This window comes from Bacillus sp. JK62 (assembly GCF_053663455.1).
In genome coordinates, this window is record NZ_JBSJQA010000002.1 from 617,048 (window position 1) to 635,787 (window position 18,740).

8 protein-coding genes are annotated in these 18,740 nt (G+C 49.6%); 7 read left to right on the forward strand and 1 reads right to left on the reverse strand.

Features of this window, described 5'->3' with window-relative positions:
- Positions 1-14 precede the first annotated feature (14 nt).
- The 5 genes from ACWJJ4_RS08175 (at position 15) to ACWJJ4_RS08195 (ending at position 15,718) form a co-directional block, all read left to right on the forward strand.
- Complete coding sequence (locus ACWJJ4_RS08175) at positions 15-6,170, forward strand: SDR family NAD(P)-dependent oxidoreductase (protein WP_454021568.1); 6,156 nt, start codon at positions 15-17, stop codon at positions 6,168-6,170.
- Positions 6,167-12,382: a beta-ketoacyl synthase N-terminal-like domain-containing protein gene (locus ACWJJ4_RS08180; RefSeq protein WP_454021569.1), complete on the forward strand. Its 6,216-nt coding sequence runs from the start codon at positions 6,167-6,169 to the stop codon at positions 12,380-12,382. Before ACWJJ4_RS08175 ends, ACWJJ4_RS08180 begins: the two co-directional genes overlap by 4 nt.
- An 81-nt stretch (positions 12,383-12,463) precedes the next feature.
- The gene (locus ACWJJ4_RS08185; RefSeq protein ID WP_070082070.1) at positions 12,464-13,618 is read left to right on the forward strand and encodes a cytochrome P450; all 1,155 of its coding nucleotides are present in this window, start codon (positions 12,464-12,466) and stop codon (positions 13,616-13,618) included.
- A 56-nt stretch (positions 13,619-13,674) separates the two neighbouring features.
- Positions 13,675-14,922 (forward strand): hydroxymethylglutaryl-CoA synthase family protein, encoded by a 1,248-nt coding sequence (locus ACWJJ4_RS08190; protein ID WP_077722558.1) that lies wholly within the window; start codon positions 13,675-13,677, stop codon positions 14,920-14,922.
- 49 nt (positions 14,923-14,971) lie between these two features.
- The gene (locus ACWJJ4_RS08195; protein ID WP_016939192.1) at positions 14,972-15,718 is read left to right on the forward strand and encodes a polyketide synthase; all 747 of its coding nucleotides are present in this window, start codon (positions 14,972-14,974) and stop codon (positions 15,716-15,718) included.
- Positions 15,719-15,751: 33 nt separating this feature from the next.
- On the opposite strand, the gene proC is transcribed toward ACWJJ4_RS08195, so the two are convergent.
- Complete coding sequence (gene proC / locus ACWJJ4_RS08200) at positions 15,752-16,594, reverse strand: pyrroline-5-carboxylate reductase (protein WP_146284396.1); 843 nt, start codon at positions 16,592-16,594, stop codon at positions 15,752-15,754.
- Between the two features lie 395 nt (positions 16,595-16,989).
- Between proC and ACWJJ4_RS08205 the strand changes: the two genes are divergently transcribed.
- A complete protein-coding gene (locus ACWJJ4_RS08205; protein ID WP_071391654.1) occupies positions 16,990-17,949 on the forward strand; it encodes an MBL fold metallo-hydrolase in 960 nt (319 codons plus the stop codon).
- A 5-nt stretch (positions 17,950-17,954) separates the two neighbouring features.
- Positions 17,955-18,731 (forward strand): SDR family NAD(P)-dependent oxidoreductase, encoded by a 777-nt coding sequence (locus tag ACWJJ4_RS08210; protein ID WP_071181824.1) that lies wholly within the window; start codon positions 17,955-17,957, stop codon positions 18,729-18,731.
- Positions 18,732-18,740 lie beyond the last annotated feature (9 nt).

An 18,740-nucleotide genomic window follows, 5' to 3' on the forward strand; every position in this document is an offset into this window, starting at 1 on the left:
AAAGGGGACTAACCATGAAAAAAACAGTGAATCTGCGCCTGACGGCAGAACATCCCATTATGAAAAACCATCTTGTTCACGGAGAATCTGTCATGCCCGGTCTGGCCTATATTGATATGCTGTATCAGCTGGCAAAGCAAAGCCTTGATCTTTCATTCCGTTCCATCTGTCTGAAACGGGTGACCATTTATCATCCTTTATCAGTGAAGCGGTCAGAGCGGCTTGATGTGAGTGTCATATTCAGTAAAGAAAAGGAGTTCTGGACTGCCTCGATTTGCGGGGCGGATTCCGGGACGGTTTTCTTATCCGCGGAGATGCATGAAGGAGTCTTCTCATCAGACAGGCGTCTTGACGCAGGGGAGAAAAAACAACAAGCCGCACTTCCATCAGTCTCCTTGCATACGGTTTACGAAGACGCGAGAAGCCGCGGACTGTCGCATGACGGGCTGATGAAGCCGGAGGGAGAGATCTATGCTTATGAAGAGGAATGTTTCCTTGATATTCGGCAGTCTGATTCATGCCGGGAAAATCTCCCCGGCGCGCTCTTTCATCCCGCGCTGATGGACGGTGCCGCTATGGCCTCCGGCGTATTGCAGACAGCTGCAGGCGCCGAGTTGTTTTTACCGATTTATTATGATTCGTTTATTGCCGCTGAGACCGTTACGGAGCGCTGTTACGCGGTGATTTCGAAAAAGTCCGGCACGCCTTCTGAAATGGTGAAAATGGATATTGACTTTTACAACCCCAGCGGCGTGCATATTGCTTCACTGCTCGGCCTGACAGCCAAAAAGGTGCGGACGGACCGGCAGCTGATACCAGGCGTTCAGCAGATGGAAGAAACCTTATACCGCATTTTCTCGACATACGTAGGCCGTCCTGTCACAAGAAATGATGCGCACACCGTGTTTTTTGAATTAGGTCTTGAATCGTCACAGCTTCTGGCCATTATTAAAGACATCGAAGGGGCGTTTGATCTGCGTCTGAATCCGACTCTTTTATTTGAGTGCAGCAGCATATCCGAACTGCTTGAAGACATAAAAACAAAAGGAACAGATGAATCTTCCGGTCTTGTCGCGGATGCAGCACCGGTCTCTGAAACACAATCAGGCAGTCAGACATTTACTTTCTATGAACATGAAGCATTCCTTCAGGATCATCTGGTTTTCGGCAAACCGGCACTGATGGGTGTAGTGTATCCGTGTCTGGTGCTTGAAGCCTCCGGAGCGTCTCGTCCCGGCACGTGTCCCGCCGAGCTGAAAGATATCCGCTTTACGGGCGGGCCCGTCACGCTGGAGCCTGGTGAGGCCGCGCAGATTGACATTTCATTTGCGGCAGAAAAGAGTGCCGAACGCTTTACCGCAAGCTGCACTGTCTCCGGTAAAGAAAGCCGGAAGACATGTGCCGAAGGAGAAATAAACAGATATACAGAGGCACCCATAAAAAAATCATATGACGTTGAACAAATGAAGTCGCATGCACAAAAGGTGGGGCCGGATGTCATTTCCCGTCTGTACGATTCGGTTGCCGACTTCACGATAGGCCCGATGCTGAAAACGGTAACGGCGGGATACAAAATGAGTGAGAGTTCCTTTTTATTGCAGCTGGACTTATCAGGAAAAAAAGAAAAAGGCGATCTGCATCACTTTGCATTTGACCCGCTTATATTGAATTCATGTTATATGTCGCTCGGTGAAGAAGAATTGCAGCTGAAAAAGCGGATTCACGTCCCGCTCATGATTGAGAGGCTGACGCTTTACGGACCTGTCATGTCTGATACCGTCTATGTGGTGAATACAATCAAACATAAAAAAGACGGGTTTCTCTCATTTGATGCCGCAATCCTCAGTCATACCGGGGAACAGCTGGCGGAATTGAAAAATGCGTCTGTGAAAGAAGTGCTTCAGCCAAATCGGCTTGAAAATGCGTCTTTTGCCCCGTCCGGGAATCAAAGCCGTCAGGAAACGAAAGGAAAACCGCTGGATATTGCCGTTGTCGGGATTTCCGGCAAGTATCCGCAGGCCGATGATATCGATGCGTTTTGGGATAATCTCAAACAAGGCAAGGATTGTATTACCGAAATTCCGAAAGACCGCTGGAAATGGGAACATTACTTTTCCGAGGACCGGACGGCGCCGGGAGCGATCTACAGCAAATGGGGCGGGTTCATTGACGGGATCGCCGATTTTGATCCTGAGTTTTTTAAGATTTCCCCCCGGGAAGCGGAACACCTTGATCCCCAGGAGCGGCTGTTTTTAATGCATGCTTGGATGGCCATGGAGGATGCGGGATATACGAGGACATCACCTGAACTGGGCCGTCAGGTAGGCGTGTATGCCGGTGTCATGTATCAGGAATACCCGCTATTCGCGGCTGAAGCGGGAGTGAAAGGACGGCATATCGGGCTCCCCGGCGGGATTTCATCCATTGCTAACCGTGTCTCCTATTTTTGTGACTTTCAAGGGCCGAGCATTTCGGTCGATACGATGTGTTCGGGTTCGCTGACTTCATTGTACATGGCGTGCCGGGATCTGCGGGATCATCGGATTCGCGCGGCGCTTGCCGGCGGAGTGAATCTCACCGTTCATCCTAACAAGTACTTCATGCTGAGCCAGGGGCAGTTCATCTCATCTAAAGGACACTGCGGGAGTTTCGGCGCCGGGGGTGACGGCTATATTCCGGCAGAAGGGGTCGGGGTGCTGCTTCTTAAACGTTTAGAAGACGCCGTACAAGACGGAGATCGGATTTACGGCGTCATTAAAGGAGCTGCCATTAATCACGGCGGGAGAGCGAGCGGTTACACCGTACCGAACCCCAAGGCGCAAAGCGAAGTCATTTCTCAAGCTTTACAGGAAGCGGGGGTATCTCCGGGCCGGATCAGCTATGTGGAAGCGCACGGGACGGGGACAAAATTAGGCGATCCGATTGAAATCCGGGCTTTAACCGATGCATTCGGTGATGTTTCTGAAACATGTCTCATCGGGTCTGTCAAATCAAATATCGGACATGGGGAATCGGCAGCAGGCATCGCCGCTGTCACAAAAGTGCTGCTGCAGATGAAGCACAGACAAATCGCCCCATCCTTGCATGCTGATGTTTTAAATCCGAATATCCAATTTGATGAAGGGCCGTTTTCCGTCTGCCGTGAATTAACAGATTGGAAACGGATTTCAGCAGACGGAGAAGAACAGCCGCTCAGGGCGGGGATCAGCAGCTTTGGTGCGGGCGGTTCTAACGCGCATATCATTATTGAAGAATATGAGGCTCCTGTAAAACAAGCAATCAGCAGCCAAGAGCCGGCTGTCATTCTGCTGTCTGCGAAAAATGGGGAGCGTCTGACAGAATATGCGGAGCGCCTTCTTGCTTTTCTTCAAAAGAAGCATATTGATAAGCCGGACTTATTTGATGTCGCGTACACTTTACAAGCGGGGCGGGAAGCGATGGATGAGCGGCTGGCTCTTATTGCGGGCTCCCTTAAGGAGCTGGAGGACAAGCTCAGATCGTACTTGGGAAATGAAAACGCACCGCATCTTTACAGGGGGCGGGCGAAGCGAAACCATGAGACAGTGGCTGTGTTTGAATCTGATGAAGATCTGCAGGAAGCCATGGTCAAATGGCTGAAAAAGAGAAAGTACGGTCATTTGCTGAAAATGTGGGTGCAGGGAGTCGATGTGGACTGGAACTTGCTATATTCGGGACAAAAACCCCGGAGAATCAGTCTTCCCGCCTATCCGTTTGCAAAGGTCAGATGCTGGATTCAAGATGAAGCCGAGGCGGTTTCAAAAAGGGATGACGGCAAAACGGTGATCCATCCGCTCCTTCATGAAAACACATCCGATCTTTGGGAGCTGAAATTCACCTCTGTTTTTACCGGACGGGAATTCTTTTTCACTGATCACACAGTCAATGGACAGAAGGTGCTCCCGGGAGCCGCCGTGATCGAAATGGCCAGAGCGGCCGTTGAGCGTGCCGCATACGCTGTGCCGGACGGACGTAAAGGAATGTATTTGAAAGATCTCATATGGATGAGGCCCGTTGTTCATAAGGGGACGGATGTAGAAGTCCATATCAGCCTTATTCTTAAGGAAAATGAAGACATTGAATTTACGATTTACAGTCTATCGGAAGAACCTGGGGGAGAACGGATTTTATACAGTAAAGGCACCGCGGTATCAGGAGAGATAGCAGCGGTTCCATCTGTTCATTTAGAGGGCTGGCTGTCCGGCTGCAGCCAATCGGTTATGACGTCTGATGAGGTTTATCAGGCTTTCCGGCATGCGGGTATGATATACGGGCCGAGCCATCAAGGCATTGATCAGCTGATGATCGGAGAGAGGGGGGCTGCAGCTCGGCTGTCGCTGCCGGAAACGGCAGACAGTACCGCCGATCAGTTTGTCATCCATCCTGGCCTTCTGGATGCCGCGTTTCAGGCGTCACTGGGGGCCGGTTCAGATACTGCCGGAGACACTCCGATGCTGCCGTTTTCCCTGCGGCAGGCAGAAATATTTCAGCCGACTCAGAAAACGATGTGGGCGCTTGTCCGCAAACAGAGCGATCGGTCAGATAACGGAGCGCTGACGCTGGATATTGATTTATGTGATGAAAACGGCGCTGTTTGTATGAGATTGACAGGGTTCTCCTGCCGGGCTGTCCGGCAGACAAACCAAACCGAAAGCAAACGGCAGGAAGTTCAGACGGCGATGCTAGCCCCTGTTTGGGACAAAACTTTCTTTTCCCTGGAAGAAAATCGAGCGGTTGATCAGGAACAATTGCTGATCATCGGAAAGCCGGGAAATACCATAAAGGCCGCGGCAAAAATGTGGCCCCGCGCCCATCTGGCGGAGACGCCGGATCATTCAAGCGAGCAAACATTACGTGAATTGACAGCCGGGTATCAAGATATCCGCCATTTCTTATGGATTGCGCCGGATCGTTTCGCACCCGCATCTGTCAGTCAGGAAATGCTTGATGAGCAGGAGAATGGGGTGATTCAATGTTTCCGTTTCATCAAAGCGCTGCTGTCACTCGGGTATGGAAACCGAAACATCAGCTTTACAGCGGTCACCCGGCAGACACAGTCCGTGTATCCGGGTGATCTGCCGCAGCCTGAGCATGCAGGCGTACACGGTTTGATCGGCTCATTGGCAAAAGAATATCCGAACTGGGACATCAGGCTGATTGATGCAGAAGAAGGCAGTGATTCGTCTGAGATGAAAAACATCTGGCGCCTTCCTCCAGATCCGGACGGAAATGCTGCCGTGTACCGTAACGGAGCTTGGCATAAGCAAAAAACAGTCCGGGTGCTGACAAGTTCCGCTCCGCGTATGTCGTACAGAGAAGGCGGCGTTTATGCTGTCATCGGCGGAGCGGGCGGCATCGGAGAAGCATGGAGCAAATACATGATCACCCGTTACAAGGCACGGATGATATGGATCGGCAGGCGGCCGAAGGATCAGGAGATTCAGAGCAAAATAGACAGGCTGGCGCTATCAGGCCCCGCGCCGCATTATATACAGGCTGATGCTCAAGATGCCGCAGCGCTTAAAGCGGCCGTCCGTTCCGTAAGAGAGCAATACGGCAATATAACGGGAGTCATTCATTCCGCGATAACGCTTGCCGACAAAAGTATGGCGAATATGGATGAAGCTTCTTTCAGAAACGCTTTTTCAGCTAAGGTGAATACGAGCGTCCGAATGATCGAAGCTTTTAAGGGAGAACCGCTTGATTTTGTGCTGTTTTTCTCATCCGTTAATTCTTTCACAAAAAATGCCGGGCAAAGCAACTATGCGGCAGGATGTACATTTCAAGACGCCTTTGCCCGCCATATCGCTTCCTTGCTTGATTGTGAAGTGAAAGTCATGAATTGGGGATATTGGGGCAGTCTGGGCGTTGTATCAGACCCGTCTTACAGAAAACGGATGGAGGCGTCAGGGATCGGTTCTATTGAACCCGATGAAGCAATGGAGGCGCTGGAAGTCTTACTATCAGAACCGTTCAGCCAAGCGGCATTCATCAAAGCTGCTCCGCACGGCTTAGCCGCACTGACGGATCAAGATGCAATATCGGTTGTATCCGGCCCGGAGCCTTCATTTATGGAAAGCGTCAAGCGGCAAAATCCGGATCGGAATGAACGGCTTGAGACTTTAAAACGAGAAATGGAGTTGCGCATATGAACAGCCTTCTTTGCAAACTGCTCTTTTACCAATTACAGTCAATCGGGTTTTTCAGCGAGCCTGTCACCACACCTGCAGCATCCATGGGGAGCGCCGGCGTGATCGGCACATACGGCAGATGGCTGGAAGAAAGCCTGAATCTATTAAAAGAAAACGGATATATCGCGTATGACGGATACACGATCACTCTTCTCGCGGATCAGCGCCCGGACGGCCGCACAGTCTGGAATGAGTGGAATGCCCATAAACGCCTGCTTTCCAAGGGGGAGCTTGCGCAAGCTGAATTGGCCGAGGCGACGATAAAAGCGATGCCTTCAATTTTAAAAGGAGAACGTCCGGCTACGGATATCGTATTTCCCGATTCATCAATGCGGCTCGTTGAAGGTGTTTATAAGCATAATCCCGTTGCGGATTATTTTAATGAAGTGTTAGCAGATTCCGCGGCCGCTTACCTGAAAGCCTATCTTACAGAACATCCCGATGCCCGTATCAGGCTGATAGAAGTAGGGGCCGGGACGGGCGGAACGAGCGCCATGCTGTTTACAAAACTGAAACCATTTGCAAAACAGATTGCGGAATATTGTTATACGGATGTTTCTAAAGCTTTTTTAATGCATGCCGAACAGGAATACGGACCTGATGTGCCGTATTTGACAACAGCCTTGTTTAATGCGGAGGAGCCTTGCGAATCACAAAATATCAAAACGGGTGTTTACGATATTGTCATCGCCGCCAATGTGCTTCACGCCACAAAAAATATCGGTTTGACACTGCGCCGTCTGAAAGCGCTCCTGAAATACAACGGAATGATTCTGATAAACGAAATCAGCGATCGTTCTGTTTTTACCCATTTAACCTTCGGGCTGCTTGACGGCTGGTGGTCCTATGAGGATGCTGAGCTTCGGATTCCGGGAAGTCCCGGCCTATATCCAAAATCGTGGGAGCGTGTGCTGCATTCGGAAGGATACAGAGCGGTTTGTTTCCCTGCTGAAACGGCTCATGATTTAGGCCAGCAGATTATCGCAGCTGAGAGTGACGGACTCGTCCGGATGCAAGGGATCAGAGACGGCAGAAAGCCATACGCCGCCCCGGCCGAAGTTTTCCGAAAGCCCGCACAGCCTGTTTCCCGCAGCCGCGCGCCAGAGGAGCATCAAGCTGTTAAGGATGATGGGGAATCGGTCGCTTCCCATGTCCGCTCTGTCATCAAAACAAGTATTGCCGATGTATTAAAAATGAAAGAAGAGGATATTCAGGAAGAACTGAATTTCTCTGAATACGGCATTGATTCCATTTTGGCCGTCAATGTGATTAACGAGATTAATAAGCGATTGAATCTTACACTGCAGACAACGATTTTATTTGATTACTATCATGTGAAACTGCTGACCGGTTATATCTCGGAAGAATACGAAACCATCATAGCCTCATCTCTGGAGACCGAAAGAGCGAAAATCCGCCCGGCGCTTCAGGAAGAATGGCCTAATGAAAAACCTTTGCAGACGGAAAGAAAGGAAAACGGTTATCAGAAACCGAAACAAGAACGTATGCCGCCTTCTTTCGCAAAGTCCGATGACTCGGGAATATTCCGGGTTGTGATTGACCGTCCGGGCGGCATTGAAGATCTGACGATTGCCCGCAGTGAAGTGCCCGAGACAAAAGATGACGAAGTTCAAATAGCCGTCCGCGCCTTTTCTTTAAACTTCGGAGACTTGCTTTGTGTCAGAGGGCTGTATCCGACGATGCCGCCTTATCCGTTCACTCCGGGATTTGAAGCAAGCGGCGTCGTGATCAAGACAGGGAGGCATGTAACATCCGTCATTCCGGGTGATGAAGTGATTGTCGGCATGGGAGAGGAATTTGGATCTCAGGCGAATCTCATCACATGTAAAGAACATCAAGTCTATCATAAACCGGCCCGGCTGACCTTTGAAGAAGCATGCGCTCTTCCCACCGTGGCGGTGACAATGATAGACGCCTTCCGGAAAGCCGGACTTAAAAAAGGCGAAAAAATATTAATTCAGACCGCGACGGGAGGAACGGGGCTGATCGCGGTGCAAATGGCCCGGCATATCGGCGCGGAAATATATGCCACGGCCGGATCACAGAAAAAAATTGAGTATCTGCATTCGCTCGGGATCCACAATACCATTTGCTATTTGGAAGAAGATTTTGAAACGGAAATCATGCGAATGACCGGCGGCCGTGGGGTGGATGTTGTCATTAATACCCTGGCCGGTGATGCCATGCAAAAAGGAATGAATTGCCTGGCGCCGGGCGGAAGATATATCGAAATTGCCATGACTGCGCTGAAATCCGCTAAATCAGTCGACTTGTCCGTCCTTCATAACAATCAATCGTTTCACAGCGTGGATTTGCGGAAGCTCTCCCTTCAAAATCCGGATCAGGTCAAGGACTATCAATTGGAACTGCAGCGGCTGGCGGAAGAGGGAGTCATTCAGCCTGTCATCTCAAAAATCTTTTCCTTTGAAGATATAAAAGAAGCGTATCACTGTCTGGATGACCGCGGAAATATCGGGAAAATCGTCATCAGCGTTTCTGAGCCGTATCAAATGACGTACCGCCCCGAACAAAAGGATCCGGCCGAAACAGTAAAATCAGCAGCTGTGTTACCTGAAAAAGAACCGATCGCGATTATCGGGATGAGCGGGCGGTTTGCTGAATCGGAGAATGTCCATGAGTTTTGGGAAAACTTAGCCGCCGGACGGGATCTGATTAAAAAAGCAGACAGATGGGATGTCTCTGACAGCCAATGCCAGTATGGCAGTTTTATAGAGGACATTGAATGTTTTGATCCCGTTTTCTTTCATATATCGGGACGTGAAGCGACCTATATGGACCCTCAGCAGAGGCTGTTTTTGGAAGAATCATGGAAAGCGCTTGAAGATGCGGGATATGCGGGAGACTCGGTAAGAGGCCGGGAATGCGGCGTGTATGCCGGCTCCTGCGGCGGAGATTACCAGGCTATTTTTAAACAGCAGGGGCCCGCGCAGGCTTTTTGGGGCAATCACAATTCCGTCACTCCGGCAAGGATCGCCTATCACCTTAATTTACAAGGGCCGGCGATCACTGTTGATACAGCATGTTCCAGTTCGCTGACAGCCATTCATTTGGCATGTCAGGGACTCTGGACGAAAGAAACCGAAATGGCGGTGGCGGGCGGGGTTTTCATTCAATCCACTCCCGCTTTTTATCAGTCGTCAAATAAGGCGAATATGCTGTCACCGACCGGGCGCTGCCATACGTTTGATCAAAGCGCGGACGGCTTCGTGCCGGGTGAAGGCGTGGGAGCCGTGGTGCTGAAACGTCTTAGCGACGCCGTCAGTGACGGAGATCATGTGTACGGCGTCATAAAAGGCTCTGCAATGAATCAGGACGGCGCTACAAACGGAATAACCGCTCCAAGCGCGCTTTCTCAAGAAAGATTGGAACGGCATGTCTATGATACTTTTCACATTAATCCGGAAACCATTCAAATGGTGGAAGCTCACGGAACGGGCACTGCACTGGGAGACCCGATCGAATTCAGCGCCTTAACGCGCGCTTTCCGCCGTTATACGGATAAAAAAGGATATTGCGCCATCGGCTCTGTGAAAACCAATCTCGGGCATGCCGCTGCGGCCGCGGGGATGGCCGGACTGTTTAAAATCCTGCTGTCACTGAAGCATCGGCAGATTCCGGCTTCCCTGCATTTTCATCAAGCCAATCAGCATATTCAATTTGCGGACAGCCCGTTTTTTGTGAATGAAAAGCTGATACCGTGGGAACGGAATTCGGATGCACCGCGCAGAGCCGCCATCAGTTCATTCGGATTCAGCGGAACAAATGCCCATCTTGTGATTGAAGAGGCGCCGCAAACCGTGCGCCGGTCACCGGCAAAACCGGCCTGCCTCATTCCTTTATCTGCGCGGACGGAGCGTCAGCTGGAAATTCAGGCAGAACGCCTGCTGGATTCACTCAGCAAGAACAAAGACAGCGATCTGGGAAATATAAGTTATACGCTCCTGCTCGGCAGAAAGCATCTGCATCACCGGTTTGCCTGTATCGTAAGCAGTGCGGACGAACTGAAGCGGGTATTATCGGAGTGGCTTGTAAAAAGAGAGCTTCCGGGTGTGTTTGTGTCCAATTTGAAGGATCAGAAGCCGGCAGACGAAGCCGGAATGAAAACATTCGGAATGGAATGCATTGAACAGTGCCGCTCGGCGGCTTCACCCGCACAGTACAGAGAAAGCCTGGCACATATCGCTGACCTTTTTTGCAGAGGATATGATCTTCCTTTCACACGGCTTTTTGACGGAGGGCAATATTATAAAACGCCGCTGCCTGCCTACCCGTTTTTAAAAGAAAGGTATTGGGCGGCTGATGTAAACAGTTCTTTACCAGGCCAAGCCATGAAAAAGTCTGAAACGCAAACCGTTCTCCCGTCTTCGCCGCAGCCTGAACATGAAGGTCTGATTTCTCTGAGTCCTTTAACTGAGATCGAAATGACAGCGTTTGAATCGGAGACATTGCAAAAACCGATCGTGTTACAGCCTTTGGATTGTACTGTTGCTGTCCATCAGCCGGAAAACGCCGTTTCCGAAGACAATAGAACATTGCTTGAAGAATTGAGGATAAGCCTGGCAGATATTTTATTTTTGTCACCGGAAGATATTGATGCTGATGAGCCTTTCATCGACATGGGGCTTGACTCCATTATCGGGGTTGAATGGATACAAACAGTAAATAACACGTACCACACTGAGATTACTGCCAATAAGGTGTATGAACACCCGACGCTTGAGGAGCTTGCGGAATATATAGCGGGGCAAATAACGAAACCCGAGTATGCTGAAGCGGAGGAAACAGCGGTACGTCCGCAAATCCCGGAAGCAGAAACTCCCCTTATCGGCATCTCTGACGGCACTTTGCGCAAAGAGCTCAAAGAAAGCCTTGCGGACATCCTGTTTCTGAAGCCGGAAGATATTGATGAGCATGAGGCATTCATTGACATGGGGCTGGATTCTATTATCGGTGTGGAATGGGTTCAGTCCATTAATAAAACGTATCAAGCGTCTATTACGGCAAATCTGGTCTATGAATATCCGACAATCGCAAAATTAGCCGGGTATCTGACCGGTTCCGTTCAAAAAGACACTGATGAAGTACATGAGGAACATACGAAACAAAACGATATATCAGAAGAGACAGATGATCAAGAACCGCCCGAACTGATCTGTCTTAACCCGGGGGGAAAGGGAAGACCGATTTTCTGGTTTCATTCCGCGCTGGGGGCAGTGGAGCTGTACCAGCCTGTTGCCGAACGGACCGGGCGTCCTTTTTACGGAATTCAGGCAAGAGGATGGATGACAGACCGGGAACCGATCCGCGGCATTAAAAACATGGCGGAATATTACGTTAAGCTCATACGTACCGTGCAGCCCCGGGGGCCTTACGATGTAGGCGGCTATTCATTAGGGGGCATGCTCGCTTATGAAGTCACCCGGCAATTGCAGCTGGCTGGAGAAACCGTTGAGTCAATCGTCATGCTCGACTCCTTTGACTCGGCGGGTGCGCGGGAAATAAACATTCCTGATGAATTATTTGATAAAAATATGATGCTGCAGACGGTGAACATGGCTTTATTTGCACCGATCTATCAACATCCGGAACGCATTTCTGAAACCTTGATTCACCGTGATGAACTAGATGCCGATCTTCATGAAGACATATTTTTAGAGCAATTAATAGCAAAAGCCAAACAGCGGGGGTTAACGAAGACGGACGCGTTGGTGAAAAATCTGATCAGGCAGAATATAAACGTTCAGGACGCTTACGAAATCACTGATTACGAACTCCTGCCGCTTCCGGATCCGAACGGGGTGACATGCTATTATTTCCGAAATAAAAACGGTATTTTCTTGGGTGAGCTTGATCCGTATTTTACGATCAGGGCCGATATTTTATCCGCTGATTTCGTCAACTACTGGAGCCAGTGGCAAGAGCATATGACAAACATCGCCATCATGGATGTGGCGGTATCCAACCATATGACGTTATTGGCTGAAGACAGCGCAGCTGAAACGATTTCTGAATTTTGCGGCGTTTTATATTCGGCAGACGGAATGACAGAACACAGCTTTCTGCAGCTGCAGGAAAAGATACTGAACGTGCATGGTGAGATGCTGAAGCAGCCCGCCAAAACAAGACCGTAAATTCACATATCCGCCCGCCGGGTTTACTCGTAAGCTTTGGCGGGTCATTTCAAATCTTGAATACATCTTGGAGGAATGAAAATGACCAGTTTAACAAAAATCAGACAGCAGCAGCCGTACAAGTGGTACCAAACGATGAGAGAAACCTCTCCCGTTCATTACAATGAAAAGGAAGATTGCTGGGAAATCTTCACCTATGATGAAGTGAAGCGGGTGATTTCTGACTACAGTCATTTTTCTTCCGATCATAAATACTTAAGTGCGGACAAGCAGGAAAAAATGATCCGGCATATTAACAAAGACAGCCTTTTGAAAATGGACCCGCCTGAACACACCGTCTTCAGAAAATTGGTCAATCAGCCGTTCATGCCGAAATCGGTTGAGTCTCTTGCACCGCGTATAGCCGCTATCGCTGATGACCTGCTTCAGGCCGTCCGTTCAAAAGGCAGGATGGACATTATTGAAGATTACGCATTTCCGCTTCCGATTATCGTGATCGCAGAGCTTTTAGGATTTCCTCCGAAAGACAGGGATATCTTTAAAAGCTGGGTCGACCAAAGCCAGAATGTAAAAGATGAAAAGAAAATGAATGAAGTGCAAAAGCAGATGATCGGATACTTCATGCAGTTTATTTTACAGCGGAGAAAACAGCCGCAAAATGATTTAATCAGCCATTTAATTGCAGCTGATTTAGACGGAGAGCCGCTGTCAGACAAGCAATTAATCGGTTTTTGCGGCTTGTTGATCGTCGCGGGGCACGTAACGACGGAAAATGTGATCGGAAATTCATTTCTCAGTCTCAAGGAGTTCCCGCATATTCTGCCCCGGCTGCTTGAAAATAAGGCGCTCCTTCCTGACTTTATTGAGGAAGTCATCCGCCTCAGACCTTCCATTCAGCGGGTAACCCGCTACACCGCGGTTGAGAGCGAGATTGGCGGAAAAACGATTCCGGCCGGAGAAAAAGTATATGCGTGGATTGGATCGGCGAACAGAGATGAAAAGAAGTTTGATAATGCCGATCAGATTGACTTGGGACGAAAGCCGAATCAGCATCTGTCATTCGGTCAGGGCAGCCATTATTGCTTAGGAGCGCCGCTGGCCCGGCTTGAAGCGAAAATCGCGCTTTCCCACTTTTTTGAACAGGTGCCCGCATGGCGTTTTACTGAGGATCAAGAGCCGAATCTGGTTCCGAGCCCTGTATTTCACGGCGTTGACCGGCTGCTTGTTGAGTTTTGAACGAAAAAATAAAAGAGGCTTCACGGGAAGCCTCTTTACTCTGGGGGCTTGGAGAAATGAATGTAGGAATCGAAGCAATGAACGTGTTTGGCGGAACCGCGTATGTAGACGTCATGGAGCTTGCGGAACATCGGAACCTGGATAAAAAAAGGTTTGAGAACCTGCTGATGAAAGAAAAAGTGGTGGCGCTTCCGTTTGAAGATCCGATTACGTTCGCCGTAAATGCCGCAAAACCGATTATCGATTCTCTTTCAGAAGAGGAACGGAATCAGATTGAAATGGTGATCACCTGTACGGAATCCGGGATTGATTTTGGCAAATCCATCAGTACATATGTCCATGATTATTTGCAGCTGAAGCGGAATTGCCGGTTATTTGAGGTGAAACAGGCTTGCTATTCCTTAACGGCCGGGTTCCAAATGGGCGTGAATTTCATCTTGTCGCAAACATCGCCGGGAGCGAAAGCGCTCATCATCGGAACGGATATTTCCCGCTTTTTAGTGGCTGAAGGCGGTGACGCGTTGACGGAGGAATGGTCCTATGCCGAACCGAGTGCGGGGGCGGGAGCTGTCGCGCTTTTAGTCAGCAGCACCCCTCATGTCTTTTTGCTTGATCAAGGCGCAAGCGGGTATTACGGGTATGAAGTCATGGATACCTGCCGCCCGATTCCGGATAGTGAAGCGGGGGATGCTGATCTGTCGCTCATGTCTTATTTGGATTGCTGTGAACATTCATTTCAGGAATACCGAAAGCGTGTGAGCGGGGCGGATTATAAGAATACATTTCAATACCTTTCTTTTCATACTCCGTTTGGCGGAATGGTAAAAGGAGCGCATCGGACGATGATGAGAAAATTGGCAAAGGCTAAGCCGCAAGACATTGAAGCGGATTTTCAGCAACGCGTGCTGCCTGGGATTCAATACTGTCAGCGCGTCGGCAACATCATGGGGGCCACCGTATTTTTATCTCTTGCCAGCACGATTGATAACGGCTCTTTTGAAACGCCGAAACGCGTCGGCTGTTTTTCATACGGTTCGGGCTGCTGCTCTGAATTTTACAGCGGTGTCGTTATGCCGCAAAGCCGTGCCCGGCAGAATCAATTTCAGATCAGCCGGCATTTGGATGAACGCGTCCGTTTATCGATGGCTGATTATGACCGGCTGCTCCAAGACAGCGGCATCGTAAAATTCGGCACAAGAAATGCCGCGCCCGCAGCAGACATCCCGAATGCGCATCAAGGAAAAACGCGATTAGTGCTGACTGAAATAAAAGAGTTTCACAGAAAGTATGAATGGACGACCTAGTATAAGAGCCGGAAAGGCTTAAGTATTTTTAAAGAAACGGAGAATAAACATGAATCCAATGATTGATGTACAGGAAACAGAACCGGGCATTGTGCAGGTCACAATGCAGGATACGGCCGGGAAAAACGGGCTGTCAGAAGAGTTTGTAAGAGAGCTGCACCGGGTATTCCAAGACATCAATGCCCATCCGTCCTATAAAACCGTTCTTCTGACGGGTTACGGAAATTATTTCTGCACGGGAGGAACGCAGGAGGGGCTTTTGACCATTCAGAGCGGAAAGCTTCAATTTACAGATTTAAAGCTTCACAGTCTTTTATTGGATTGCAGGATCCCTGTGATTTCCGTCATGCAGGGGCATGCGATCGGAGCCGGCTTTACGATCGGTCTGAGCTCGGATTTCGTCATTTTAAGCAGAGAGAGTTTTTATTCTTGTAATTATATGAAGTACGGATTTACACCGGGAATGGGCGCGACGTATATTGTGCCTGAAAAACTGGGAATTGTCCTCGGGGAAGAAATGCTGTTTACGGCCGCGAACTTCAGCGGTGCCGCTCTGGAAAAACGGGGTGTTCCGTTTGAAGTGCTGCCGAAAAAAGACGTCCTTCAAAGAGGCCGCGAATTGGCCCGACTGCTGGCGGATAAACCGAGAGCCTCACTGGTTGCGCTGAAAACCAATGTGACCGCACGCATCAAAAGAGAGCTGACAAAAGCGGTTGAGGAAGAGGTGAACATGCACGAAGCCACATTCCATCTTCCTGAAGTAAAAGAGAGAATCAGCCGTTTATACGGCAGTTAAACAGAATGAAAAAAGCATGGGATGCCCCATGCTTTATGACTGGTCTGTCTTTTGCAGAACGGAGCCTGCGAATTGTTCTTTAATTTCGGCGCTCCGGGCTGCGGTTTCTGCGATGCAGTGCATGATGGCTTCTTCGAAGCGGCGCTCGTCTAATGCGCGAAGGCCTGCTTCAGTCGTGCCGCCGGGGCTTGTGATTTCCTTGCGCAGGCGTTCAGGCCGTTTGCTGCTTGTTCTGAGCATTTCCGTCGCCCCGGTCATGGTTTGTAAAATCAGCTCTTTTGCCGTTTCTTCCGGCAGGCCGGCTTGAAGGGCGGCCTTTTCCATCGCTTCGACATACCGGTACACATAGGCGGGACCGCTTCCGGCAATGGCTGTGACGGCATCAAGGTGTTTTTCTTCAAAGAGCGTCGCTTCTCCGATTGTTTCCAGAAGCTCTTTTGCCGTCCGGATTTCAGCTTCACTCGCCTCGGAGCTTGCGGAAAAACCGGTCGCCGATTGCTGAATCGCCGCGGATGTATTCGGCATCGCCCGGATGATGGTGAGTTTTCTGCCGAAATATTGCTGAATCGTGTGAATCGTCAGCCCCGCGATGACAGAAATCACAAGCTGATCTTTCACGTATTCGCGAATGTTCTCAATGCTTTCTGCCGCATCTTTCGGTTTAAAGGCGAGAACAATAATGTCGGTATTGCTGAAAAACTCTTCTTTATCCCGGCACGGTTTCACTCCGTACGTTTTTTGGAGCTCTTCAAGCCGGCTGTCATTTGACCGGTTTGTCATATATATATGTCCGGGGGCTGTCATTCCGCTTTGCAGCAGTCCGTTCACCATTGCTTCCGCCATTGATCCGGCCCCGATAAAACCGATTTTCTTCATATAAATCCTCCTTCTTCTAAAACACAAAAAAACCTTCCCGTCAAAAAGGACGAAAAGGTTTCGCGGTACCACCTTACATTAGCACGAATCAGCCGTGCTCAGCTCAAATCCCGTAACGAGGGGATACGTTTAGGTTTTCCTAACCGCTCTGAGGGCAGGTTCTGTAAACAAGAGGGCCGCAATGTCTTTCAGCCGGGGACATTGCTCTCTGCTGCCGTTGTTTATATACTAGTTCCTCGTCATCGCGTTCCGTGTTTTCTAGTTTGTTGTTCATTATGCTATGCGAAAGAGCGGGATGTCAATCTTTTTTTCCGATATGCGGCAATAATGACACAGTGAAAAGAAAACGCTAAAATATGATTATTCAGGAATGAAAAGAACGAAGGAGCGTAAACATGGCAGCGAGAAAGATCATTCCGATACGTGTGCCGACTCCGTTTGCAGTCGGCGACGTTATCGTTTATTTAATAAAAGATGAAGCCTTAACCCTTATTGACTGCGGACCGAATACAAAGGAAGCGGCTGAATCGCTCTCATTTCAGCTTAAGGAACACGGCGTTTCTGCGGCGGATATAGAACAGGTGGTGCTCACTCATCATCACGCAGATCATTCAGGTCTGCTGCACCTTTTTTCCGAGGATACGGAAGTGATCGGGCATCCGCTGAATGACAGGTACATTACTCAGGATCAGTCGTATATCGCCCGGCAGGAGGACTTTTTTCTGTCGCTTATGACTGAAATGGGCGTTCCCCTGACGCCTGAAGACATACATAAAACAGTTAAGCTGTCATACTTATTTTCAGCAAACCGTCCGTTAACGAAAACAGTGGGAGAAGGCGGAAAAATCGACGGGCTTAACGGCTGGACGGTGCTCGAAATCCCGGGTCATGCCGCTTCTCACATTGCGCTCTACCATGAAAAAAGCGGTGAAATGTTCAGCGGCGATCTGCTTTTGTCCAACAGCTCCACCAATCCGATTCTGGAAGCTCCGGAAAAGGGGGGCGTGCGCGCGGCCCCGATGCTCGACTACTTGAACTCAATGAAGCGGCTGTATGACGTAAACCCGTCCTTTTTATATCCGGGACACGGCGATCTGCTGACAGACGTAAAGCCTGCTTTTGACAGGCGGCTTGAAAAACAGAGAAACCGGTCGGAATATGTGCTGCGCCTGTTGTCAGAGGAAACGCTGACGGCTTTCCAGGTATGCCGGCGGCTGTTTCCGGCTGTGTATGAAAATGAATTGTTTTTAACGATGTCAGAAACGATCGGCCATCTTGACGTACTGGCTGCAAAAGGGAAGGCCGAATCCTTTCAGTCGGGAAGCACTCTGATGTTTAAAGCTGTGAAGGGGTGAAGGAAATGGGCAGATTAACGGATAAGCGGATTTGGATCACCGGAGCATCCGGCGGACTCGGAGAACGGCTTGCATATTCCTGCGCGGCAGAAGGGGCTCATGTTTTTTTATCCGCCAGGCGGGAGGACCGCTTGCAGGAAGTGAAAAAAACGATTACCGCGCGCGGCGGACAGTGTGATGTCATTCCGTTTGACGTCCGGCATGCAGAAGAGGCTGAAAACGTAAGGCGTTTGATCGGTCATGTTGACGTATTAATCAACAACGCCGGCTTCGGCATTTTTGAAACGGCCGCTGATTCATCTTTGGATGATATGAAGGCAATGTTTGAAGTCAACGTCTTCGGATTAATCGCCTGTACGAAGGCCTGTCTTCCGGTGATGCTTCATGCGAAAAGCGGCCATATTATCAATATCGCCTCACAGGCCGGCAAATTGGCGACGCCGAAATCAAGCCTTTATTCCGCAACGAAACACGCCGTTTTAGGGTATTCCAATGCGCTGCGGCTTGAGCTGGCCGGTACGGGTGTAGCTGTGACAACGGTTAATCCCGGTCCGATCAAAACAGACTTCTTTACAATTGCAGATAAAGAGGGCGGTTATGTGAAAAGCGTCGGCAGATGGATGCTTGATGCCGACCGTGTGGCAGAGCGTATTACATCCGTAATTCTGACGGATAAACGGGAAATGAATCTTCCGCGATGGATGAGTCTCGGGACGAAGCTGTATCAGCTTTTCCCTTCGTTTACAGAAAAACTGGCCGGCCGCGCATTAAAGAAAAAGTAACAAGGGGGA

What these genes read in the sequence shown, in the direction of transcription:
- ACWJJ4_RS08175 (WP_454021568.1), top strand. Translation starts at nt 15, where the DNA reads ATGAAAAAAACAGTGAATCTGCGCCTGACGGCAGAACATCCCATTATG.
- ACWJJ4_RS08190 (WP_077722558.1), top strand. Translation starts at nt 13,675, where the DNA reads ATGAATGTAGGAATCGAAGCAATGAACGTGTTTGGCGGAACCGCGTAT.
- ACWJJ4_RS08195 (WP_016939192.1), top strand. Translation starts at nt 14,972, where the DNA reads ATGAATCCAATGATTGATGTACAGGAAACAGAACCGGGCATTGTGCAG.
- ACWJJ4_RS08210 (WP_071181824.1), top strand. Translation starts at nt 17,955, where the DNA reads ATGGGCAGATTAACGGATAAGCGGATTTGGATCACCGGAGCATCCGGC.
- ACWJJ4_RS08180 (WP_454021569.1), top strand. Translation starts at nt 6,167, where the DNA reads ATGAACAGCCTTCTTTGCAAACTGCTCTTTTACCAATTACAGTCAATC.
- ACWJJ4_RS08185 (WP_070082070.1), top strand. Translation starts at nt 12,464, where the DNA reads ATGACCAGTTTAACAAAAATCAGACAGCAGCAGCCGTACAAGTGGTAC.
- ACWJJ4_RS08205 (WP_071391654.1), top strand. Translation starts at nt 16,990, where the DNA reads ATGGCAGCGAGAAAGATCATTCCGATACGTGTGCCGACTCCGTTTGCA.
- proC (WP_146284396.1), bottom strand. Translation starts at nt 16,594, where the DNA reads ATGAAGAAAATCGGTTTTATCGGGGCCGGATCAATGGCGGAAGCAATG.